At 60.4% G+C, this 23,229-nt stretch carries 18 protein-coding genes; 2 read left to right on the forward strand and 16 right to left on the reverse strand.

Annotation, left to right across the window (positions count from 1 at the left end; genetic code table 11):
* Positions 1-98: 98 nt before the first annotated feature.
* The 8 genes from rpoN to BLL52_RS03060 form a co-directional block, all read right to left on the reverse strand.
* Positions 99-1,697: an RNA polymerase factor sigma-54 gene (rpoN, locus tag BLL52_RS03025; RefSeq protein WP_075585254.1), complete on the reverse strand. Its 1,599-nt coding sequence runs from the start codon at positions 1,695-1,697 to the stop codon at positions 99-101.
* Positions 1,698-1,779: 82 nt separating this feature from the next.
* Entirely contained in the window at positions 1,780-2,601 is an 822-nt protein-coding gene (lptB, locus tag BLL52_RS03030; RefSeq protein WP_083633758.1) for an LPS export ABC transporter ATP-binding protein, read from the reverse strand.
* A complete protein-coding gene (gene lptA / locus BLL52_RS03035; protein ID WP_075585298.1) occupies positions 2,598-3,236 on the reverse strand; it encodes a lipopolysaccharide transport periplasmic protein LptA in 639 nt (212 codons plus the stop codon). Before lptA ends, lptB begins: the two co-directional genes overlap by 4 nt.
* Before the next feature lie 101 nt (positions 3,237-3,337).
* Positions 3,338-3,982, reverse strand: a complete 645-nt coding sequence (locus BLL52_RS03040; protein ID WP_075585255.1) for a thiol:disulfide interchange protein DsbA/DsbL — start codon at positions 3,980-3,982, stop codon at positions 3,338-3,340.
* Positions 3,983-4,052: 70 nt separating this feature from the next.
* Positions 4,053-4,661 carry an SPOR domain-containing protein gene (locus tag BLL52_RS03045; RefSeq protein WP_083633761.1) on the reverse strand — a complete coding sequence of 203 codons (609 nt, stop codon included), beginning with the start codon at positions 4,659-4,661 and terminating at the stop codon, positions 4,053-4,055.
* A gap of 33 nt (positions 4,662-4,694) precedes the next feature.
* Positions 4,695-6,392, reverse strand: coding sequence for an arginine--tRNA ligase (gene argS / locus BLL52_RS03050; RefSeq protein WP_075585257.1), 1,698 nt, complete (start codon positions 6,390-6,392; stop codon positions 4,695-4,697).
* A 90-nt stretch (positions 6,393-6,482) separates the two neighbouring features.
* A complete protein-coding gene (locus BLL52_RS03055) occupies positions 6,483-7,406 on the reverse strand; it encodes a LysR family transcriptional regulator (protein WP_075585258.1) in 924 nt (307 codons plus the stop codon).
* 9 nt (positions 7,407-7,415) lie between these two features.
* Positions 7,416-8,672 (reverse strand): CaiB/BaiF CoA transferase family protein, encoded by a 1,257-nt coding sequence (locus BLL52_RS03060; RefSeq protein ID WP_075585259.1) that lies wholly within the window; start codon positions 8,670-8,672, stop codon positions 7,416-7,418.
* 223 nt (positions 8,673-8,895) lie between these two features.
* Here BLL52_RS03060 and BLL52_RS03065 point away from each other — a divergent pair, with 223 nt between their 5' ends.
* Together BLL52_RS03065 and BLL52_RS03070 are read left to right on the forward strand one after the other, a co-directional pair.
* Complete coding sequence (locus BLL52_RS03065) at positions 8,896-11,109, forward strand: malate synthase G (RefSeq protein WP_075585260.1); 2,214 nt, start codon at positions 8,896-8,898, stop codon at positions 11,107-11,109.
* A 243-nt stretch (positions 11,110-11,352) separates the two neighbouring features.
* Positions 11,353-11,577: a cysteine-rich CWC family protein gene (locus tag BLL52_RS03070; RefSeq protein ID WP_075585261.1), complete on the forward strand. Its 225-nt coding sequence runs from the start codon at positions 11,353-11,355 to the stop codon at positions 11,575-11,577.
* A gap of 178 nt (positions 11,578-11,755) precedes the next feature.
* Here BLL52_RS03070 and BLL52_RS03075 read toward each other — a convergent pair whose 3' ends face one another.
* From BLL52_RS03075 to BLL52_RS03115, 8 genes are all read right to left on the reverse strand, one after another.
* Positions 11,756-13,549, reverse strand: coding sequence for a type IV pilus assembly protein FimV (locus BLL52_RS03075; RefSeq protein WP_075585262.1), 1,794 nt, complete (start codon positions 13,547-13,549; stop codon positions 11,756-11,758).
* A gap of 232 nt (positions 13,550-13,781) precedes the next feature.
* The gene (gene gshB, locus BLL52_RS03080; protein ID WP_075585263.1) at positions 13,782-14,774 is read right to left on the reverse strand and encodes a glutathione synthase; all 993 of its coding nucleotides are present in this window, start codon (positions 14,772-14,774) and stop codon (positions 13,782-13,784) included.
* Positions 14,775-14,850: 76 nt separating this feature from the next.
* Positions 14,851-16,065, reverse strand: a complete 1,215-nt coding sequence (locus tag BLL52_RS03085; RefSeq protein ID WP_075585264.1) for a benzoate/H(+) symporter BenE family transporter — start codon at positions 16,063-16,065, stop codon at positions 14,851-14,853.
* Between the two features lie 154 nt (positions 16,066-16,219).
* Positions 16,220-18,088, reverse strand: coding sequence for a potassium transporter Kup (locus BLL52_RS03090; RefSeq protein ID WP_075585265.1), 1,869 nt, complete (start codon positions 18,086-18,088; stop codon positions 16,220-16,222).
* 153 nt (positions 18,089-18,241) lie between these two features.
* On the reverse strand, positions 18,242-19,537 hold the full coding sequence (gene gshA / locus BLL52_RS03095; RefSeq protein WP_075585266.1) for a glutamate--cysteine ligase: 1,296 nt from the start codon (positions 19,535-19,537) through the stop codon (positions 18,242-18,244).
* 170 nt (positions 19,538-19,707) lie between these two features.
* Positions 19,708-21,042 carry a glutamate-5-semialdehyde dehydrogenase gene (locus tag BLL52_RS03100; protein ID WP_075585267.1) on the reverse strand — a complete coding sequence of 445 codons (1,335 nt, stop codon included), beginning with the start codon at positions 21,040-21,042 and terminating at the stop codon, positions 19,708-19,710.
* A 570-nt stretch (positions 21,043-21,612) separates the two neighbouring features.
* Positions 21,613-22,677 carry a DNA polymerase III subunit delta gene (gene holA, locus BLL52_RS03110; RefSeq protein ID WP_075585269.1) on the reverse strand — a complete coding sequence of 355 codons (1,065 nt, stop codon included), beginning with the start codon at positions 22,675-22,677 and terminating at the stop codon, positions 21,613-21,615.
* A gap of 27 nt (positions 22,678-22,704) precedes the next feature.
* Positions 22,705-23,130, reverse strand: a complete 426-nt coding sequence (locus tag BLL52_RS03115) for an Lrp/AsnC family transcriptional regulator (RefSeq protein ID WP_075585270.1) — start codon at positions 23,128-23,130, stop codon at positions 22,705-22,707.
* Between the last annotated feature and the right edge of the window lie 99 nt (positions 23,131-23,229).

A 23,229-nucleotide genomic window follows, 5' to 3' on the forward strand; every position in this document is an offset into this window, starting at 1 on the left:
TTCGTCATGGCGGGGAGCGCATCTCTTGGCAGCGCACGATGTCATCGTGCTGGGTCTGCCGCCACTGCGCTCGCAGTGGCGGCCGGGGTTGCCGACCTTCACAATTCCTTTCTCAGATACGCCGGGGCGATGCGCAGCCCTTCACGGTATTTCGCCACGGTGCGCCGCGCGCATTCAATGCCCTGCTCTTTGAGCATGTCGGAGATCTGGTTGTCAGACAGCGGTTTCTTCGGGCTCTCGGCGGCGACAAACTGCTTGATGAGGGCGCGCACCGCGGTGCTGGAGGCGTTGCCGCCCGACTCGGTGCCCAGCCCGGAGCCAAAAAAGTACTTCAGCTCAAAGGTGCCGTAGGGTGTGGCTATGTATTTAGCGGTGGTGACGCGGCTGATGGTGGACTCGTGCAGGCCCAGCTCGTCAGCAATCTCGCGCAGCACCAGCGGGCGCATGGCCAGTTCACCGTGGATGAAGAAGCTTTTTTGACGCTCGACAATCGCAGTGCTGACACGCAGGATGGTGTCAAAACGCTGTTGAATGTTTTTAATAAACCAGCGCGCTTCTTGCAGCCGTTGCTGCAGCGCCAAGGCGCTTGCGGCTTCGCTGCCACCGGCTTTATGGCCTTTGAGCGCGTTGGCATAAATGTCATGGACACGCAGGCGCGGCATCACTTCGGGGTTCAGCCGCACGATGAATTTGACCGCCGCACCGCTGCCGACCTTGATCACCAGCACGTCTGGCACCACCACGTTGCGCTCCACGTCGACAAAACGCCGCCCGGGTTTGGGCTCCAGGTGGCCAATCATGGTGATGGCGGCGCGCACTTCGGCGTCACTGGCGCGGCACAGCGGCATCAGGTGCTTGATGTCACGCCGCGCCAGCAATTCCATCGGCTGGCGGCAAATTGCCAAGGCCACTTCGATGGTGTCAGGGTCCAGGTCAAGCTGGGTGTCGGAGAGTTTCAGCAACGCCTGCAGCTGCAGCGTGAGGCATTCGGCCAGGCCACGCGCACCCACACCGATGGGCTCCAGACTCTGCAGCAGGCGTAGCGCCACGGTGAAGTGGTGCACCAATTGGCCGAGTTGCTCCTCATCGTCACCCCCGGCAAGGCCGCCCGCCAGCTCTTCCAGCGGGTCTTCCAGGTAGCCGTCGTCATTGAGCGACTCGATCAGGAAGCGCAGCGCAGCGTTGTCCTCCAAGCTTAGGCGTAAGCCCAACGCCTGCCGGTGCAAAAAGCTTTGCAGCGACTCCTGGTTGCGCGCCAGCTCGGTGGCGTCCATCGCGTCGTCACCGCTGAGGTTGTTGCCTTTGGCCTGTGCTTCGCTGCCCCATTCGCTGTCATCGGGGCCCATGCTGACGCTGCCATCGCCTTCCCAGCTGGGGCCGTCGTCGCTGGACAAGCCTGAATTTTCTACGTCATTTTCGGTCTTAGCCGTTGTTGTGCTTGCGTAGTCAGCTGCCGAATAAGTAGCAGACTCCGCCTCACGGTCGGAGGCGCTGACAGGCGTGTCCAATTGCTCCAAGCCAAACGACTCGCGCTCAGCTTCTTCCACTTTGCGCTCTAAAAACGGGTTGTCGTCCAGCATCTGATCGACTTCGGAAGACAACTCCAGCGTCGACAACTGCAGCAGCCGGATGGATTGCTGCAACTGGGGCGTGAGCGCCAGATGCTGCGAAACGCGTAGCGACAGGCCTTGCTTCATGGCGTTGCCGGGCCGCCCCAAGGCGCCATAGCCTCCGCGGGGGGAAGCGCAATACACGGCGTGATAAGCATGGGGGTCATGCTCACATTCTGAAGTGTTCGCCCAGATACACCCGGCGCACCTCGGCATCGTTGACGATCTCGGCGGGTGTGCCCTGCGCCAGCACCGCGCCGTCGTTGATGATGTAGGCGTGGTCGCAAATACCCAGGGTTTCGCGCACGTTGTGGTCGGTGATCAGCACACCAATCCCCCGGCTTTTCAGGAAGCTGATGATGCGCTGGATCTCAATCACCGCAATTGGGTCGATGCCGGCAAACGGTTCGTCCAGCAGGATGAAGCTGGGCCGCGTGGCCAGCGCTCGGGCGATCTCCACCCGCCTGCGCTCACCACCCGACAAAGACAGCGCGCTGGACTGACGCAAATGCTCCACCCGCAGGTCTTGCAGCAAATAGGTCAGGCGTTTTTCAATTTCGGGCTCAGCCAAAGGCTTGCCTTGCTCGTCGAATTGCAGTTCCAGCACTGCGCGCACGTTGTCTTGCACATTGAGCTTGCGAAAAATCGACGACTCCTGCGGCAGGTAACCCAAACCCAGGCGCGCCCGGCGGTGAATCGGCATGTGGTCGATGGCCTGGCCGTCAATGGTGATGGTGCCCGCACTGGCGCGCACCAGCCCGACGATCATATAAAACGAGGTCGTCTTGCCAGCGCCATTGGGGCCCAACAACCCGACCACCTCGCCCTTGCGCACCTCCAGAGACACATCTTTCACCACCTTGCGCGCGCCATACGACTTTTGCAGGTGTAGCGCCTGCAAGCAGTTCTCGACTTCACCCGGCGCCCGCCGACCGCGCCGATCACTGACGTCAAGTTGCGGCGCTGGAACGATCGGGCTGTCTAGGGTCATGGCTTGCCAGCCCCTAGCGTGCGGGTTTCGCGCAATGCGGCAGACGCTGCGCCCGCGGGCGCCTTGGCGGGTGCGCTGCTGACGTTTGGCGTCAGCATCGCCCTGACCCGCCCAGCCGGAGCGCCAGGGCGCCCGGTGCTGCCACTTTTGCCCACCGCTGGCGCGCCGTCCAGCGTGAAAACGTCGGTGAGGTTGTTGTAGACGATCAGGCCAGCGTTGAATTCGTCGCTCAGGGTGGCACCCCGGTAGCGCCGCAACTGGGCACTGTCGATGAATTTGACGGTATCGCCACGGCCATCGTACTCAATGGTTTCGCCTTCACCTTCAATGAATTCGTCCAAGCCTTCGCGCTTTTGGCGGAAAAACGCCAGCTTGCCTGGCGCAGCGGTCGCCACGCCAAACTGGTTGCCATCAGCGTCCTGGCGCACCTCAAGCTTGCCACCCCGGATCAGGACCGTGCCCTTGGTCAACACCACACGGCCGGTGAAGACGCTGACTTGGCGCGCATCGTCGTAACGCAAGGCGTCTGACTCAATGTTCATGGGTTTGTCGCGGTCCGCTTTTTCCGCCCAGGCAGCAGGCGCCAGCGCCACCAGAAGCACAACCAGTAGCCGGGAGAGAAAAGTGTTATTCATAAAGGCACGGATCTTGCATGATTTATGCCTGGCATTGTAGCGGGCTAGCGCTCGGCGCGCACTTGGCAAGACCCGCTTGCTGCTGCCAAAACCGTCGCTCTTCAACGCCCGGCGCGAACCTCTGCCACCAGAAAATCAGCCACTTGCAGCACTCTATCCATCGTCTTGGTCATCGCACCATCGGTGTAAAAACGCCCGGCAACCCCCAGCGCAGGGACACCCTCCACCTGGTAAGCGGTCATCAACTGGTTGGCTCGGCGCGCCTTGGATAGAGTAGTAAAGGAGTTGAAATGGCTGGCAAATAGTGCTTTGTCGACCCCTTGTTTGCCTATCCAGGCAGTGATGGCCTGCTCGCTGACCAGGTTTTGCCGATCGACGTGGATGGTGGCAAACACCCGGCTGTGCAGTTGCCCAACCAAACCCATGGCCTCCAGCGCGTAAAAAAGCCGCTGCTGGGACAAATAACTATCCTGAAATGCCACCGGAACGCGCTTGAACGCCACATCTGACGGCAGCTTCTGCGCCCACGCCGCCAGCAGCGGCTCAAACGCGTTGCAGTGCGAGCAGTTGTACCAAAAGAACTCCAGCACTTCGATCTTGCCCGCGGGTGCGTCGACCGGGGCCAATTTGTTCAATTGGGTGAAATCGGTTCCCGCTTGCGGCGCTCTGGCCTGCGCTAAAACACCGCCAGAGGCCAAGCCAGCCGCAACCAGGGTGGTGGCAGTACAAAAGGTGCGACGTTTCATGGACATGCTTGTTTTCCTAGATAGTGCAGACATTGGACTAGCCTTTAAAGCCAGCGATGGGCACAGAAGCTCAACGTGTCACGCGTACTATGGCAGCTTCCTGGTCGGCGGCTTCAAGCCGGGCTTTGGCTATTTCAGCGTCATCGCGCTGATCAAAAGGCCCCATGCGTACCCGATAGACCGTGCGCCCCGCCTGCTCGCGTTCGCTCATTTTGGTCTCGATGCCCGCCAGGGAGAGCTTGGCGCGCTGGCTCTCGGCGTCTTCAGGCGTGCGATACGCACCCACCTGCACAAAGTAAGTAAAAAGCTCAGCAGCAGCATCAGGGGCCGCGTTTTTGGCACCGGCCATTTTGGACTTGACAAGATCACCCAGCGGGTCACTTGTCACCGCGGGTTTGAGTTCGGGCGCCGAGGCGGATAGCTTGGGGGCTGCGCTCTCGATCTGTTCAGCGGTGGCGGCTGGCCGCGCCGGGTTTTTACCGTACAAGGGCGCGTTGGGGTCCCAGTTTTTGTTTTTCTGCAGCTCGGCGGCGTCCTGATCGGCTGGGCGGCTGGCGCCTTTGTCCAGAAACGGCACCGGTACTTTGGTCACGTACACCGCCACCGCCAGCGCAATACCCAGCCCAATCACCAGCCCCAGAACCAATCCCAAAATAGTCCCGCCACGTTGTTGTTTCATGGTTCGCATTTGCTACCTGTCTGTTCGCGTTATTTACATTTTTTGCGGGGCACTCACGCCCAGCACCGCCAAACCATTTTGCAATACCTGCGCGGTAGCCGCGACCAGCGCCAGCCGCGCCAGCTTGACCGCTTGATCATCCACCAGAATGCGCTCGGCATCGTAGTAACTGTGATAGCAGGCAGCAAGTTCACGCAGATAAAAGGTCACATCATGCGGTGCAAAACCCTCGGCGGCTGCACTCAGCATGGCGGGGTATTTTGCCAGCAGCAGCATCAGCGCCTGGGCTTGCGGACTGGTCAGCGGGGTCAAATCGACTTGGGCCAGAGAGGCCACGTCGCCCGCCCACGCGGCCAGCACCGAGCAGATCCGCGCATGGGCGTACTGCACGTAGTACACCGGGTTGTCGTTGTTTTTGGCCACCGCCAGATCGACATCAAAGGTGTATTCGGTATCGGGCTTGCGACTCAATAGAAAGAACCGCACCGCGTCTTTGCTGGTCCACTCGATCAGGTCGCGCAGCGTCACATAACTACCAGCGCGTTTGCCGATCTTGACTTCTTCCCCGCCTTTGACCACCCGCACCATGGTGTGCAGCACATAGTCGGGAAAGCCCTGCGGAATACCCACGTTGGCGCCCTGCAGGCCAGCGCGCACCCGGGCGATGGTGCCGTGGTGATCGGTGCCCTGGATGTTGATCACCTTGCTGAAACCACGCTCCCACTTGGCAATGTGGTAAGCCACATCGGGCACAAAGTAGGTGTAGCTGCCGTCGCGCTTGCGCATGACGCGGTCTTTGTCGTCGCCGTAGTCGGTAGATTTGAGCCACAGCGCGCCGTCCAGCGCGTAGGTTTTACCGGCTTCGATCAAACGCGCAACCGTCGCCTCAACCCGGCCAGAGGTGTACAGGCTGCTCTCAAGATAGTAGTTATCAAACTTGACCGCAAAGGCCGACAAGTCCAGATCCTGCTCGTGGCGCAGGTAAGCCACAGCAAACTGGCGGATGCTGTCGAGATCAGCCGGGTCCCCTGAAGCGGTGAACGCACGGTCATCAGACTTGACGGTTTTGCTGGTCAAAAAATCAGCGGCAATGTCGGCGATGTAGTCACCGTTGTAAAAATTCTTGGCTAGGGGGTTGTCTGGGTCGATCGGCCAGCAGGCGTCGCCCGGCTTGAAACCCTGCACCCGCAACTGGGTGCTGGTGGCCAGGGTACCAATCTGCACACCCGCATCGTTGTAATAAAACTCGCGGTAAACGTCCCAGCCCTGTGTGGCAAACAGGTTACAGATGGCGTCCCCCAGCGCTGCCTGGCGGCCGTGGCCCACATGCAGCGGACCCGTGGGGTTGGCAGAGACAAACTCGACCAGCATGCGTTTGCCGTTGGCGGCCTGCTGGCCATAACAGGACTGCTGCACCAGCACTTCAAGCACGACCTGCTGTTTGGCAGCGGGCTTGAGTTTGATGTTGATGAAGCCCGGACCAGCAATGTCGAGTGCCTCTACCCAGGTCTGGTAGGGCAAAGTCGCTTGCAGGGCGGCGCAAAGCTTCTCGGCCAGTTGGCGCGGGTTCATTTTGAGCGGCTTGGCCAGTTGCATCGCGGCAGTGGTGGCGAGGTCACCGTGCGCAGCGACTTTGGGCGACTCAAAAGCCGCTTTTTCGCCAGCACCCGGCAGTAAATCTTCCAGCGCTGCGCGCAGGGCTTCTAACAATTCGGTTTTTACGGTGAGCATCGGCTGATTTTAGGGGGGCAGCTTTGGCACCAGAAATCTGCCCTCCAATGCGGCGCGTAACCTGGACTCGCCTAGCGCTGCGGCAGCGCCTTAACGAGGCTCATGCCAGAAACCCATCTCGGCAAACTGCTGCTTGAGGTAGTCAATCCATAAGCGCAGGCGCAGCGGCAGGTGCTTGCGCTGGGGAAACACCGCGTAGATACCGTTGGCAGGCGCAGCGAATGGCTCCAGCACCGGCACCAGCAAACCGGCCGCCACTTCGGCCTGCACCTCCCAGGTGCTGCGCCAGGCAATGCCGTAGCCTGCCAGGCACCAGTCAAACAACACCTCGCCGTCGGAGCAGCTCAAGGGGCCACCGGGCTTGAGGTGCACCAGCTCTATGCCCGCAGGCTGGTGCAGCGAAAACGCCCAACCGCGCGTTTGCGAGGCATCGCTGGACAGCGTCAGGCAGTCAAAGCGCACCAAGTCTTGCGGGGTTTTTGGTGCGCCGTGGCGCTTCAGGTAGCTGGGTGCCGCCACGCACAGGCGCCGGTTGTCAGCCAGGCGCACACTTACCAGACTGGAATCGGGCATCTCGCCTACCCGTACTGCGCAATCAAAGCCTTCAGCAGCCAGGTCGACGACACGGTCACTCAGGCTAAGCGAGATGGTCACGTCCGGGTGTAATTCGCGAAACCGGGGCACCAGTGGCGCCACATGCCGCCGCCCAAATCCCGCCGGTGCCGTTAAAGCCAGATGCCCGGTGGCCTTGACACCGCCGACAGACACGCTGGCCTCTGCGCTGGCCAACTCAGCCAGCAGGCGTTGGCAGTCTTCCAGAAACGCACTGCCTTCCTGGGTAAGCGTGACATGCCGGGTGGTGCGCACCAGCAGTTTGACGCCTAGACGTTCTTCCAGCGCATTTAGCCTGCGCCCGATGATGGCGGGGGCCAGCCCTTCGGCCTTGGCCGCCGCTGTCAGGCCGCCACGGTGGGCCACAGCGACAAAGGTTTCGAGTTGCTTGAGTTTGCTCATGGTGCGCTATCAGCCGATCGCACCCGCCGCGCGCAGCGACTGCACCCGCTTGGCGTCCAGACCGAGCCCAAGCAGCAGTTCCTGGGTGTGCGCACCGAGCGTGGGCGGGCTCAGGCGCACACCCAGCCGCTGGCCGCCCATAGTGAAGGGAAACAGGGCGGCCTGGGTGGTTTGCCCGGCGCGCTCACCATCGGGCAAGGTAATGTCGGCCAGGCCACCGGTCGCCAACAAGTGTTCGTCGTCAAACAGCTCTTCGGGTTTACGGATCGGGGCGTAGGGCAACTTGTTCGCGGCCATTAGCTGGACGATTTGCGCGGCGGTGTAGCGCGCCAGCCGCTCACGCAGGATCGGCAGCAGCGTGGGGCGCTCGCGCACCCGGTCATTGTTGGAGGCGTACTTACCATCCGCTTTCAGGTCAGCCAGCTCAAACACGGCGCAAAACGTGGCCCACTGTGCATCGCTCACCGCCGAGATAAAAATCTGCTCGCCATCGCCTGCGGTAAACACGTCGTACACGCCCCAGGGCGAAATTCGCGCGGGCATGGGGGCTGCTGCCTGGCCGGTCATGGCGTACTGCAACATGTGCTGGCCGACCAGAAACACATTGTTTTCAAATAACGCGCTTTGCACCTCTTGGCCACGCCCGGTGATACCACGCTGGATCAGCGCCCCCAGCGCACCAATGGCACCAAACATACCGCCCATGATGTCGTTGACGCTGCTGCCCGCGCGCAGTGGGTCGCCAGGGCGCCCGGTCATGTAGGCCAGGCCACCCATCATTTGCACCACCTCGTCCAGCGCGGTGCGGTGTTCATACGGGCCGGGCAGAAAACCCTTGTGACTGACGTAAATGATTTTGGGGTTGGCCTGCGACAGCGCCGCGTAGTCCAGCCCGTACTTGGCCATGGTGCCGGGCTTGAAGTTCTCCAGCACCACATCGGCACTCAAGGCCAACTGGCGCGCCACGGCGGCACCCTCGGGATGGTGCAGATTGATGGCGATGCTTTTCTTGTTGCGGTTGAACATCGGAAAGAAACCCGCACCCGCACCCAGCAAATGCCGCGTGCGGTCACCCTCGATGGGTTCGACCTTGATCACCTCGGCCCCCATGTCGGCCAGCACCATGCCACAGGTGGGGCCCATCACCATGTGGGTGAACTCCACCACACGCAAACCTTGCAGGGGTAAAGGTGGCGTTGCCGGGGTGGGTGGCAGGCTGCTGGGTAATGGGTCGGGTGAAGGACTAGAGACAGAGCTGTGGGTCATGGTGCGTCCGGCAAATCAGCGGCAACTTGCCGTACTGCCCATTATTTCGCAGTGCGTCGCCCTTGTGCTGGATTACCGTTATTTTTGTCACAACTGCGTACCGACGTTTCGTTTGAATGCGGGCAGCGCCTCACTCTAAAATCGGCTGCTGCACTGCAACATATGCAAGGCAACCTGCACCGTGCGGCCCACCCCCTGAACCTTCAACGCCCAAGGACTGACCATGACCGAACGCATCACCAAAAACCGCCTGCAAGTGGCCGCCAACTTGTGCCTTTTTCTCGAGACCCAAGTGCTGCCCGGCACCGGCGTTACCCCGGAAAACTTCTGGAAAGGCTTTGACGCCATCGTGGCTGATCTGGCACCGAAAAACATTGCCTTGCTGGGCGAGCGCGACCGCCTGCAAACCGAGTTGGATACTTGGCACAAAACCAACCCCGGCCCCATCGCCGACATGAAAGCCTACCGCGCCTTTCTCACAAAGATTGGCTACTTGGTGCCCTCGCCCGCCAACGTGACGATCACCACCTCCAACGTCGACGATGAGCTGGCGCTGCAGGCGGGCCCGCAACTGGTGGTGCCCATTTTGAATGCACGCTACGCGCTCAATGCCGCTAACGCCCGCTGGGGTTCGCTGTATGACGCGCTCTACGGCACCGACGTGATTGCGGAGACCGAAGGCATCGAAAAGGGCAAGGGCTACAACCCAGCGCGTGGCGCCAAGGTCATTGCCTACGCACGCAATGTGCTGGACCAGGCCGCTCCCCTGGCTACGGGCTCGCACAGAGACGCGACGCTGTACAGCGTGGCGGACGGCCAGTTGGTGGTGAAGCTCAAAAACGGCTCAGTCACCGGGCTGAAGGATCCTGCGCGGTTTGTCGGCTACCAGGGCGCTCTGGATGCGCCTTCGTCCATCTTGCTGCGCCACAACGGCATCCACATCGACATCCGTATCGACCGCACCACCGTCATTGGCAAAGACGATGCGCCCGGCATCAGCGACCTGGTGGTTGAAGCCGCACTTTCCACCATTCTCGACCTTGAAGATTCCGTGGCGGTGGTGGACGCAGAAGACAAGGTTGCAGCGTACGCAAACTGGCTGGGTATCCTGCAAGGCACCCTGACAGAAGAGATGCAAAAAGGTGGCAAAACCTTTACTCGCGGCCTGAACCCCGACCGCGAGTACACCAGCCCCGGCGGCGGCAAGCTCACGCTGCATGGCCGCTCACTCATGTTTCTGCGCAATGTGGGGCATCTGATGACCAACCCCGCCATCCTGTACAGCGCCGAAGACGGAACGCTCAAGGAAATCCCGGAAGGCATTCTGGACGCGGTGGTCACCACGACCATTGCCATGCATGATCTCAAGCGCAAGGATGCGCCCGGCATCAAAAACTCACGCAAGGGCTCGGTCTATATCGTCAAGCCCAAAATGCATGGTCCGGCTGAAGTGGCGTTTGCTGCCGAGCTGTTCAGCCGGGTTGAGGTAATGCTGGCCCTGCCGGAGAACACCGTCAAGCTGGGCATCATGGACGAGGAGCGCCGCACCAGCGTCAACCTCAAGGCCTGCATCGCCGGCGCGGCCTCACGTGTGGCCTTCATCAACACCGGCTTCCTCGACCGCACCGGCGACGAAATGCATACCGCCATGCAGTCGGGCGCCATGATGCGCAAGCCGCGGATGAAGAATTCGCAATGGCTGCGCGCCTATGAAATGAGCAACGTGCAGATCGGCCTGGCGTGCGGGCTGCGTGGCCGTGCCCAGATCGGCAAGGGCATGTGGGCCATGCCCGATCTGATGGCGGACATGATGAAGCAAAAAATCGAACACCCACAGGCGGGCGCCAACACCGCCTGGGTGCCCTCGCCGACCGCAGCTACCCTGCACGCGTTGCACTATCACCAGGTGGATGTGACGGCTTTGCAAAAGAGCATGGAGACCTTCGTCAACGAGCGGAAATCACTGGCGATGGAAGAAAACCTGCTGGATGCCATCCTGCAGATCCCGACTGCGCTCATGCCGTTCTGGACCGAAGCCGAAATTCAGGCGGAACTCGACAACAACGCCCAAGGCATTTTGGGCTACGTGGTGCGATGGGTCGACCAGGGCGTGGGCTGCTCCAAGGTGCCCGATATTCACAATGTGGGCCTGATGGAAGACCGCGCCACCCTGCGCATCAGCAGCCAGCACATGGCCAACTGGTTGCTGCACGGCGTGGTGACCAAAGCCCAAATCACAGAAACCTTTGAGCGCATGGCCGGCGTCGTCGATGGCCAGAACGCCGGTGACCCGCTGTACAAACCGATGGCGGGCCACTTCGATACATCGATGGCGTACCAGGCGGCCTGCGATCTGGTCTTCAAAGGCCTGGTGCAACCCAGCGGCTACACCGAGCCGCTGTTACACGCCTGGCGGCTGAAGGTGAAGGCGGCGTGATGCTGCACCGGTTAAATACTATCTAATCAATAGCTACTAGCACTTGTATTTAAAGGGCTAAGGTCTGATTTGGCATACAAACTTTGTAACAAACGGCACCCATGGGTGCCGTTTGTTTTGGCGGCGTGGCACAGGTGGGGATTGGGTACCGGGTCCCCGGTGTACGTTGCCAAACGCTCAGATGCCAGGTTTTCTTGCAGGCCGATACACTCGCCAATCCTCCACTTTGATAGACCACACGCCATGTCACAAACCACCACACCCCAAACGCCCCCAGCGAGCCTGTGCCCGATTTGCGGCGGTCCCAATCTGTGTGCCATGGAAATTGGGCGCGTCACCGGCGTCATGCAGGAGCCCTGCTGGTGCACCAAGGTGAAGTTCAGCAAAAACGTGCTTGACCGTATTCCAGCGGAAGCTACCAATGCGGCCTGCGTGTGTGCGGCCTGCAGGGCGGCCACCCCTGCGTGAGGTGGCTCGACCGCCTTCCACTGGGTATTTTGGTGGCGCTGGTGTTGCTGGGTGTGCGTCTGTGGCGGCAGTTCGGCTCGCGCTAAGGTTGGACGTACCTACACACTGCGGCTGGACTCAATCGCTTGGTAACGCCGTCATCCCTGATTTCCCCGCCTTCTACCCAGAAGCTAAAGAGCTAAGCCTCGGGCTTGCCACGCGGATCCATCGCCATACCGGCCCAATCGGCGGGCCCGGTGGTGATGTCCCCCAGGCCGTCAAGATTGGTCATTTTCCAGGGAGACTCAGAGGTGACGTTTTCAGCCACCGCGTGAAGCATTAGCAGGTCGCGAAAGGCGGGCAAGTCGAAAGACAGCTGCATTGGTGCCGCATCGTTGCGGAAAATACAGGCTTCCAGAAACGCAATAGCTTCAATATTGGGCCAGAAGCGCACCAGCACGGCCAAGGGTTCGGGGTAATCCAGCAGTTCGCTGCCCGCCAGATTGAAGGTTGAAAAGTCTGGTACCACCCCATTGAAAAAACGGCTAAAAGCAGCGCGCAGTTCAAGAAAATCGGTTCTCATACCTTGCGCTTGGTACAGGCCCAGCAAATCAAGATACACCAGCGGGTTGGGCTGCGGACCCTCCATGACCTGCTTGCGCAAGACATTGATGGCTCGCTCGCTTTGCCCCAGTGAGACAAAAAACTCGGCCTGCTGTCGAATATCCGAGACACCTTCCCCATTCAGTGGGTGGGTGGCGGCAGAGCGGTCTGCAGGCAACAGGTCCAAAGGTTGGGAGGCGGTGGGCGCTTCGTCAGCAGGCGCTAAGCTGCCCAGGTCGATGTCCAGATTGGTGTCAAGATCCGTGTGCAGATCGGTGTCGGCCTGCAACTCAGCTGGCATGCTGGACTCGGTAGCCTCCAGCGCTATCGGTTCTACAGGCTCAAAGGCTTCGCCAAAATCAGACAGCCGCTGCTCGGACTGACGCGATGCTGGTGGCGCGACCACCAGGGTTTCAGATGCAGCGTCCCTGCCCTGTTGCCACCAGACATCATCGCCTTTATTGGCCACCTGTTGCCTTCGTAGCACCCAAGTCAGGGCCCCCAGCGTAGCGATCAGCAGCCCACCCAAAAGGTAAAGCCAAGTCATGGGAACACGCTCGGCTTCAGCTTGGCGCAACTTTGCCTGAAGGTCTACCAGCGTTACCTCGTTTTTTATGGCCAGATCTTTGAGCGCCTTGATGTCAGCTTGCAAAGCTTCCATACGTGCCGCCTGTAGCGCCACTTCGTCGCTGGGCGCGGAGGCCGCAGCCAAGGCCGGTAGCGCCGCCGAAGCAGGCACCTGCGCCTGGTCAGGCAAAGCTGGCGTCGGATCGAGCTTCAAGACCGGCTTCGCCAATTCAGGCTCTGGTGGGGCAGGCGGTGGCACCGGAATAACTGCCGGGCGCGGCTTGGGTCGCTTCTTGACTGGCGCAGCAGGCTTTGGTGCCACGTCAGCCACGTCAGCCACGTCAGCCACGTCAGCCACGTCAGCCTCATCAGTTCGGCCGGCATCGCGCACTGGAGGTTTGGCCGCTGCCACCGCCGCGGTGGCCACTTGGGGCAGATCAGGTGCCGGGAAATCGGAAAGAAGAACGTACTGGCGTGTGGTCAGCCCTGCACAAGTGGAACGCAACATCACGGTCACCACCGGCTCATCCACGGCCGCAGCCGAGCGGATGCGGACCATGCTGACGGAAACCGCGCTGGAAGTCTCCGGTGACACCGTCACTGAAGCCCTCATACGCTGCGCATCCCCCTGTAAAACTTCAGCCGACAAGCACGACGCATTCACCTCTTCACCAGAGCCGGGCGATACCGGCACAGACACATCAAGCGAGCGGCCGATCACCGCATTGCCACGCAAGTCCCCAAGCGTCATGGCTTGACCAGTTGAAACAGCACCGGTTAACACGGCCATCAAGGCAACCCAATAACTGACTTTGTTCTTCACTACAGCTCTTCCATGGTGTGATGATTGACGCATAGGACATGACCCTCTGTCCAGAGCTTTGCGGCCCAACGATCTGTCAAAAAAACGCACAAATGCAGAAACCACAGCATAACTGTGTGGCCGTCATGTTTCGAGACATTTTGCCCACCCGGTGCGCAACAAAGCAGCAAATCGCTCAGCTTTGCGCCCCGAGGCAACACTTCGTGGCGGCCGACGGCCTCCCATGAAACATTCAATTAATGCCAGAGGGGCCCGCCCCTGAGTGCACTTCAGCCTGTGCGGCTTCAAGCGCCTGCACAAACATGGCGGCCACGTCAAATCCGGTTTGATCAAAAATTTCCTGAAAACAAGTTGGGCTGGTGACATTGATCTCGGTGAGGTGCTCACCAATCACGTCCAGCCCCATCAGCAGCAAGCCCCGCTCGGCCAGCACTGGGCCAATGGCTTGGGCAATCTCGCGGTCTCGCACGGTTAACGGCTGGGCCACGCCCTTGCCACCGGCAGCCAGGTTGCCACGCACTTCACCCCCCTGCGGAATGCGCGCCAGGCTGTAAGGCACCGGCTGGCCGCCAATCACCAGCACCCGCTTGTCGCCCTGGGCGATGGCCGGCAAAAAGGCCTGCACCATCACGGTCTCGGCACCGTTCTTGTTAAGCGTTTCAATGATGGCGCCCAGATTTAGCCCATCTTCTTTCACACGAAAGATCCCGGTGCCGCCCATGCCATCCAGCGGCTTGAGGATGATGTCTTGGTGCTCGGCGTGAAAACGCCGAATATCCTGTGCATCACGCGTAACCAGCGTCGGGCCGATGAATTGGGGCCACTCCAGAATCGCCAGCTTCTCCGGATGGTCACGCAGGGCGCGCGGCTTGTTGAAGACGCGTGCGCCCTCGCGCTCAGCCTGCTCCAGCAGGTGTGTGGCGTAGAAAAACTCGCTGTTAAACGGCGGGTCTTTGCGCATCACCACCGCATCAAATTCTTTCAACGCAGCGGGGCGCTCATTGGGGGCTTGCTGCTCGGCACTAAACCAGTCTGGGCTTTGGCCGGTGAGCCGGATGTCGCGCACAAAGGCGGTCACTACACCGCCGCGCTGCCACATGATGTCTTTGGGCGCGCAAGCACTCAAGGTATGACCGCGCTTTTGTGCCTCGCGCATCATGGAGAAGGTGGTGTCCTTGTAAATCTGGAACGATTCGAGCGGGTCGGCAACAAACAATATTTTCATGGAGTAAATCACTTTATGGGCGGGCCGGATCGGCCGAGTACACAAGACAAGACGACACCGCAGCGCGTTGAAAACGTCAGCGCGGCGGCAGGTCAAAGTGCGATTTTCCAACCCTTTGCACTAAAAGCGCCAGCCCCCCGGCAATCACCCCCCAAAAGGCCGAACCCACACCCGCAATCACCACGCCGCTCAGGGTCACCAAAAAGGTGATCAGAGCCGCCTCGCGGTGAAAGTCGTCACGCAAGGCCATGCTCAGCGCTGAGCCAATCGTGCCCAGCAGCGCCAGCCCGGCGATGGCGGCGATCAGTTCCTTGGGAAACGCAGTGAGCGCGCCGGTAATCGCTGTGCCAAAAATGCCGATCAGGATGTACAGCACGCCGCACGACACCGCCGCGGTGTAGCGCTTGTCACGGTCCGGGTGGGCTTCTTCGCCCATGCAGATGGCAGCAGTGATGGCGCTGAAGTTCAGGGCAAAGGCGCCAAACGGCGCCAGCACCAGCGTGGCCAGCCCGGTGAGTGTGATCATGCCGGAGACCGCAATACCCGGCTTGTCCCGGCTGTGGCTGTAGCCCGCCGCACGGATGGCCGCCACCCCTGGCAGGTTTTGCGAGGCCATGGTCACCACAAACAGCGGCAATGCCAGACTGATAGCGGCCGCCAACGTGAACTGCGGCATGGTGAACACCGGCATAGCCAAGCCAAATCGCACGCTAGCCCCCGTAAAACCTGCGTCGACAGCTACTTGAACAATAGCAACCAGCAGGGTCAGCGGCACCGCATAGCGCGGCAACCAGCGCCTGCCGATCAGATAGCTGGCCAGCATGACCAGCACCAGCGTCAGGTTGGTCTGCGCGGCCGTAAACGCTTGCATGCCAAAACGCGCCAGCACACCCGCCAGCAGCCCGGAGGCGATGGCCATGGGCAGGTGGTTCATGACACGCTCAAACCAGCCGGTGACCCCCACTAGCGTGATCAGCGCAGCACACACCATAAAAGCCCCCACCGCCTCAGCCATGTTGAAGCCACCAGCCACGCCTGCCGTGGCCAGCACTGCGGCCCCAGGCGTGCTCCACGCCACCATCACCGGTTTTTTCAGGATCAGCGACGGCACCGCCGTGCACAGCCCCATGCCCCAGCCCAGCGCCCACACCCAAGAGGTGATCTGCTCCGGCGTAGCCCCAAACGCCAAGGCCGCTTGAAACACGATGGCCACCGAGCTGGTGAACCCGACCAGGACAGCCACAAAACCGGCGGTGAACGCGGCCGGGGAAAGGTCTTTGAAGAACTGCATGTTGGATATGTTGTTTCAACCTGATTTTTACATTGCAGGCGCCCCGGACTGTTTTCCCCAGATTGTCTGGTTCGGCCCAGGGTGCGAAACGCAGAAGATGGGGGGTCAGCGCCTGCGTCAGCAATCAATACAGCAAAAACAAACCCCAAAAACCTCAAATCTCAATCTTCGACCCCAACTCCACCACCGCGTTACTCGGCAAGTTAAGGAACCCCGCCGCACCGCTGGCGTTCAGGTGCATCTGCGCAAAGAGCTTTTCGCGCCACAGCGCCATGCCCCGGCCAATGGTCGGCGACACCGTGTCGCGGCTCAGGAAATAGCTGGTGGTCATGGGGTCGAGTTCAAAGCCGCGGCCTTTGATGCTGTGCAGCGCCTTGGGCAGATCGGGGTCGTTCTTGAAGCCGTAGTTCACCATCACCTGCCAGCAGTCGTGACCCAGCGCCTCAATGCTCAGGCGCTTGTCCATGCCGATCCACGGCACCTCGTGACTGACCACGGTAACAAACAGGTTCATCTCGTGCAGCACCTTGTTGTGCTTGAGGTTGTGCAGCATGGCATTGGGCACGGTGCCGCTCTCTGCGGTCAAAAACACGGCGGTGCCGGGCACCCGGATCGGTGAGCTGACAAACACCGCCTCCAGAAAACTGCTAAGGTCAATGGCATCGGCCCTGAGCTTTTGTTTCAGCAGTCGGCGGCCGTCTTTCCAGGTCAGCATGAGGGTGTAGATGCCCCCAGCAATCAGCAACGGGAACCAACCACCGGCCAAGAGCTTGAGCATGTTGGAACTGAAAAACGCCAGGTCCACCACAAAGAAAAACCCGGTGGCCCCCGCGCACAGCAGCAACGGGTAATGCCAGGCATAGCGAATGACAAAAAATGTCAGCACGGTGGTGATCAGCATGTCCAGCGTGACCGCAATCCCGTAGGCAGCAGCCAGATGACTTGATGACTTGAACAGCACGACTGCCAGCACAATCAGCACGAAAAGGCCCCAGTTCACAAAAGGCATGTAAATCTGGCCGGTCTCCTTGACGCTGGTGTGCCACACCTGCAAACGTGGCAGGTAGCCGAGCTGAATGACCTGCTTGGTGACTGAAAACGCACCGGTGATCAGCGCCTGTGAGGCGATCACCGTGGCCATCGTGGCCAAGCCCACCAGTGGCAAAAGCGCCCAGTCAGGGGCCATGTTGAAAAACGGGTTTTTGACTGCTGAGGGATCACTCAGCAGAAGTGCCCCCTGGCCAAAATAATTCAGCGTCAGGCAGGGCATGACGATGCTGAACCAGGCGAGGCGAATCGGCCTCTTGCCAAAGTGTCCCATGTCGGCGTACAGCGCCTCACCACCGGTCACGCACAGCACCACCGCGCCAAGGATCAAAAAGGTGATCAGGGGGTTGTTCCAGGTGAAGCCCAGCGCGTAGTGCGGGCTCATGGCCCACAAAATTTCCGGGTTGTGCCAGATATGGGACACACCCAGCACCGCAATCGCGATGAACCAGGTGAGTGTGATCGGGCCAAAAAACTTGCCAATGTCTGCGGTGCCGCGCTTTTGCACAAAAAACAGGCCAAACAAAACGATCAGCGTCAGCGGAATCACCGCTTTGGTGAAGGTGGGCGATACGACCTCCAAACCCTCCACCGCCGACAGCACCGAGATGGCCGGCGTGATCACGCCGTCGCCGTAAAACAGGCAGGTGCCGAAAATGCCCACGTATAGCAGTGCGCGGCGCAATTTAGGTTTGTCTTTCACCGACTGTGAGGCCAGCGCCAACATGGCCACCAGGCCGCCTTCACCGTTGTTGTCGGCACGCAGCACCAGCGTCACATACTTCAGCGAGATGATGACGGTGAGCGTCCAGAAGATGATGGATAGCACGCCCATCACGTTGTCGGTGGTAAAGGGCACATGTCCCGCCCCAAACACCTCTTTGACAGCGTACAGCACGCTGGTGCCGATGTCGCCATAGACAACACCGAGAGCGCCCAAAGTGAGCGCGCGCTGAGACGTTTGAGAACTTGTCAAACAGCCACCCGGCCTTTTAGTAGGCCAGGCTCCATGTTATGAAAGGCAGCCATTGTGCGCCTGCGACCCGTTGTGATTCTTTCGGCTGCGGCGATTTGGCTTGACTCGCGGCAAAGGCTACTGGCGCATGCCGCTCACCTCTGCCGGCCAATGTCAGTCGTAAACCTCGGCATCCGGGTCCGTGGCTTCCAGCTCGTAACTTGCTGCCAGCATGGCCAGGCGACCCACCACGCCATACATGTAAAAGCGATTCGGCGCACTGGCACCGGGTTTGACACCGGGCTGGGGCAACTGGGTGCTGTGCTCAAACGCCAGCGGCACATAGCCTGAGCCAGGGGCCTCCAGCGTTTCGTCGACACCACGGCCTTCAAGCACCCGGTAGTAGCCGCCCACCACATAGCGGTCCATGGTGTAGATGACCGGCTCGGCCACGGCGTCGTTGACCCGTTCTTGCGTCAACACACCCTCTTGCACCATGAAGCCATGCGGCGACAACGGCTTTTTCCGGCCGTCGGTCAGGGTTTTGACACGGTCGGTCAGGGCCTGCAGGTCTTTGGCATCGCGCACCGTGACAATGCCAAGTTCATGCGTGCCGTGGTCGGCCTTGATGACGACAAACGGTTTTTCCTTAATGCCGTATTCCTTGTACTTGCGCCGTACCTTCGACAGCACCACGTCCACTTGGTTGCGCAGGCAATCCATGCCCGTGTCCTGAGCCAAATCGACTTCTTCGCACTTGTCAGACAGCGGATTGATCAGCCAGGGGTCAACGCCCATGAGTTTGCCCAGGCGTTTGGCCGCTTCTTCATAGGCCTTGAAGTGGTTGCTTTTGCGCCGGGTCGGCCAGCCAGCGTGCAACGGCGGCAGCAGATATTGCTCAAAAAGATCTTCCAGAATACCCGGCACGCCAGCATCCAAATCGTTGTTGAGCAAAATCGTGCAGGGGTCAAAGTCTTTCAGGCCCAGGCGGCGCTTGCTGCGAATCACCGGCTCCAGCGTCACGCTGTCACCGCTGGCCAGTTGGATGGTGGTGCTTTGTTTCACCGCTGGGTCAATCGAGCCGAGCCGCACATTCAGGCCCGCCATGTTGAAAATGCGGGTGAGTTGCGCCAGATTCGCCAGGTAGCGCGCGCTGTGGTCACCGTTTTCGGGAATCACCAGCAGGTTGCGCGCTTCAGGGCAGATTTTCTCAATGGCTGCCATGGCGGCTTGCACCGCCAGCGGCATCATCTCGGGGGTGAGGTAGTTCCAGCCGGAGGGAAACAGCCGGGTGCTGACCGGCGACAGCTTGAAACCGGCGTTGCGAATATCCACCGAGGTGTAAAACGGCGGCGTGTGCTCCATCCACTCCAGGCGGAACCAGCGTTCGATGGCGGACATAGAGTCCAGCACGCGCTGCTCCAATTCGTTGATGGGGCCCGTCAAAGCGGTAATGAGGTGAGGAACCATGAGTAACCTTGAGAAATATGAATTTTGATTCTAGGGCGTGCGATGCCGCTTAAAACCCTGTTGGCTGCCAAATTCGGCAGCCGGGGTTCAGAGCCCGAACCGGCGCAATAGTTCCAGTTCAGGCCACGCTCTGTCGGTGGGTTGGCGCACCAAGCGCCAGACAATAGCCTTCAAGCCCGCAGTTCACCTTGGCCCAGCACCACGTATTTCAGCGAGGTGAGCCCTTCAATACCGACGGGCCCGCGTGCGTGAAACTTGTCCGTGGAAATGCCAATCTCGGCCCCCAAGCCATATTCGAACCCATCCGCAAAACGCGTGCTGGTGTTGACCATGACGCTGGCCGAGTCCACCTCGCGCAAAAACTGCTGCGCATGCACATGGTCGCGGGTCAGGATGGCGTCGGTGTGGTGGCTGCTGTACTGGTTGATGTGGGCAATGGCGGCTGCCACGCCGTCGACAATTTTGATGCTGATGATGGGCGCCAGATACTCTTCGTACCAATCGGCCTCCACCGCAGGCAGCAGGTTAAATGCTATTCTATTAGTAGCGTCTTGCGCTTTATCCATAAGGGCTGGAGCCTGATTTTCCTTATAAGACTGCAACACAACCAGCGCCTCAGGGCAGCAGCGCATCTCAACCCCTTTGGCGGCGTAGATGCTGGCGATCTGCGGCAAAAACTCGGCTGCCACACCGCGCGCTACCAACAGGCTCTCGGTGGCGTTGCAGGGGCTGTACTTGTTGGTTTTGGCGTTGTCGGCCACTTTCACAGCCTGGGCGATGTCGCAGGGGTCGTCCACATAGGTGTGGCAATTGCCGTCCAGGTGTTTGATGACTGGCACCTTGGCGTCGCGGCTGATGCGCTCAATCAGCCCCTTGCCGCCGCGCGGAATGATCACATCCACAAACTGCGGCATGGTGATCAGCTGGCCCACCACCTCACGGTCGGTGGTTTGCACCAGTTGCACCGCGTTCTCTGGCAAGCCACTGGTCAGCAGCGCCTGCTGCACCAGCTTAGCCAGCGCCTTGTTGGAGTCAATGGCTTCGGAGCCGCCACGCAAAATACACGCGTTGGCGCTCTTGATGCTCAGCGAAGCGGCTTCAATCGTCACATTCGGGCGGCTCTCGAAAATCATGCCAAACACACCAATCGGCACGCGCATCTGCCCCACGCGAATGCCGCTGGGCTGCTCTTTCATGCCAATGACCTCGCCAATCACATCGGCCATGGCGGCCAGCTGCTCGCAGCCTTGCGCGCAGGTCTCGATCACCTTCGGGGTGAGTTTGAGCCGGTCGACCATCGGTGCCGCCAACCCCGCTGCCAGCGCACGCTGAATGTCTTTGGCGTTGTCGATTTGCAGCACATCCACATTGGCACGCAGCAGCTCGGCAAGCTTCCGGAGTGCTTTATTTTTAATAGCTGCTGGCGCTTTAGCCATAAGGGCTGAGGCCTGTTTTGCCTGCAAACCAAGGGTGTTGGTGTAGTCGGTAATGTTGAGGTCAGTCATGGGCTTATTTTGGCATGATCGCGCGGGGCAGAAGCGCAGGCAGAAGCTACTGGGTGCGCTTCAAAGTGATGTTGACCTCAGGTGCGTCTATTGGGTCGAGGCTGATATCACCGTGGTGGATGAATCAGCCGGGCGATACGCTTTGCTACGTGTCCACCGCCCGCTGCGCGGTCTCCTCCTTTACCTACGCAAAGCGCATCACCCGACTGATTTTTCGAGCGTTTTGGCACCCTGGCAGGGGGCGAGTCAAAAGTTACCTGCATTGGATATGGCGTGAATTGATGTGACCCAGACAGAGCGAGGCACGGTGATTGGGTTAGGCGACCGGGCTTCGGGGTGTAAGGCGCGCGCCGACAGTTGTGGGCGTTCTTATCCTGCAGTTTCGCGCGTGTTTTCACCTCGGAACCGCATGCGCATGACCCAGTCGCCGTGCCGGGTTTGATGCGCTGCGCCGGGGTTGACGTGAAATCTTGATGTCTTCAGGATGTCACATCAGTTTGAATCGCACCCGAAGCTACTCACATTCGCTGGCGGGCACTGGACAGTGGGCAGCGTAGCGGGTGCAACGCGTCAACGCGGCCTGGGCACGCCCGGTGCACACAGCCCGCACAGCATCATCGCCAGCCGCGCCAGCGCCTGCCACGCAGCGGTGGGCCAGTCGGGCTGCTTCAGGCCTTTGACGATGCCGTCCACCTGGTGCGCACTCTGCAGCAGTTGTGCCAGCGCGGCGTCGGTCAGGCGCGGCAGCACGCGCTCGAATAATCGTTCTTTGTTGCCCCAGACACGCTGTTCACGCAGGGCCATCGGCAGCGGGCTGCCCCGGTTGATGGCGTCTTTCACGCGTTTCAGGGCGCGAATGTCCTCGGACAGCGTGTAATGCACCAGCACCTCGGCCTCACCTTCGGCCTGCAGGCCGTCGAGCATGCGCTGCACCCGCGCGGCCTGGCCAGCCAGCACCGCCTCAGAGAGCTTGAACACGTCGTAACGCGCCACGTTGAGCACGGCGGATTCGATCTGCTCAAAACCCAGCTCGCCCGCTGGGTGCAACAGCGCCAGTTTTTGAATCTCCTGGTGCGCGGCCAGCAGGTTGCCTTCGACCCGGTCGGCAAAAAACTGCAGCGTTCGCTGACCCTCTTCACCGGCGGCCACCCGCTGACCCTGGTTGGCCAGGCGCTGGGCAATCCACTGCGGCAAGGCGGCGCGCTCCACCGGGCTGACCTCCAGGGTGATGCCACCCTCCAGCGCGGCAAACCAGGCGGTGGCCTTGGTCATTTTGTCCAGCCGGGGCAAGATCACCAATGTCAGCGTGGCATCGTTGCCGCGCGACTGCTCTACCAGTTGCTGCAACGCGGTGCTGCCTTCTTTGCCGGGTTTGCCGCTGGGGATGCGAACTTCGACGATTTGTTTGTCAGCAAACAGGCTCAAAGACCCACAGGCGGCCAGCACCTCGCTCCAGTCAAAGTTGGCGCCGCTCACAGTGTGGGAGGTGCGCTCAGAAAAACCTTGCGCGCGGGCGGCGGCGCGAATGGCATCCAGCGCCTCTTGAATCAGCAGCGGCTCATCGCCGTGCAGGGTGTAGAGGCTCTTGAGGCCTTTTTGCAGGTGGGTACTGAGTTGGTTCGGGCTGATTTGCATAGGCGGCTAGTTTAGTGATGCACCCGGCTACGACAGGCGATAGGTTTCCAGGTGAATACTGGTCTCAGTGTTGCTGATGCCTTTGAGCAGGCGAATGCGCTCCAGCACCTTGGCCAGCGCCTGCAGGCTCTCGGCGCGCAACTCGGCGAGCAAGTCCCAGCGGCCATTGGTGTCATGCAAGGTGGCCACGCCGGGCTCGCCCAGCAGCGCGGCGATCACCGCGCGGGTCTGGTTGCCCTCCACGGCGATGCTCATCCAGGCGGTGATTTGGTCGTGTTGCACATCCGGGCGCAGGCGCACGGCGTAACCAACGATCACGCCAACGTCTTCGAGCTTGCGTATGCGGTTGGTCACCGTGCCGCGCGACACTTTCAATTTCAGCGCCAGCGCCGCGACCGACAGACGGGCATCTGTGCGCAAAAGCGAGAGCAGTTGTTGATCGGTTTCATCCATAGTGCTAACTCAAGCTGTCAAAACGGCAATTATGTGACTATTTTTATACAAAGTTGACGATTGTTATTGTTGCCGTGCGCAGGCAAACTCATTACCAAC

This window comes from Rhodoferax antarcticus ANT.BR (assembly GCF_001938565.1).
In the GTDB taxonomy this organism is placed as follows: domain Bacteria; phylum Pseudomonadota; class Gammaproteobacteria; order Burkholderiales; family Burkholderiaceae_C; genus Rhodoferax; species Rhodoferax antarcticus.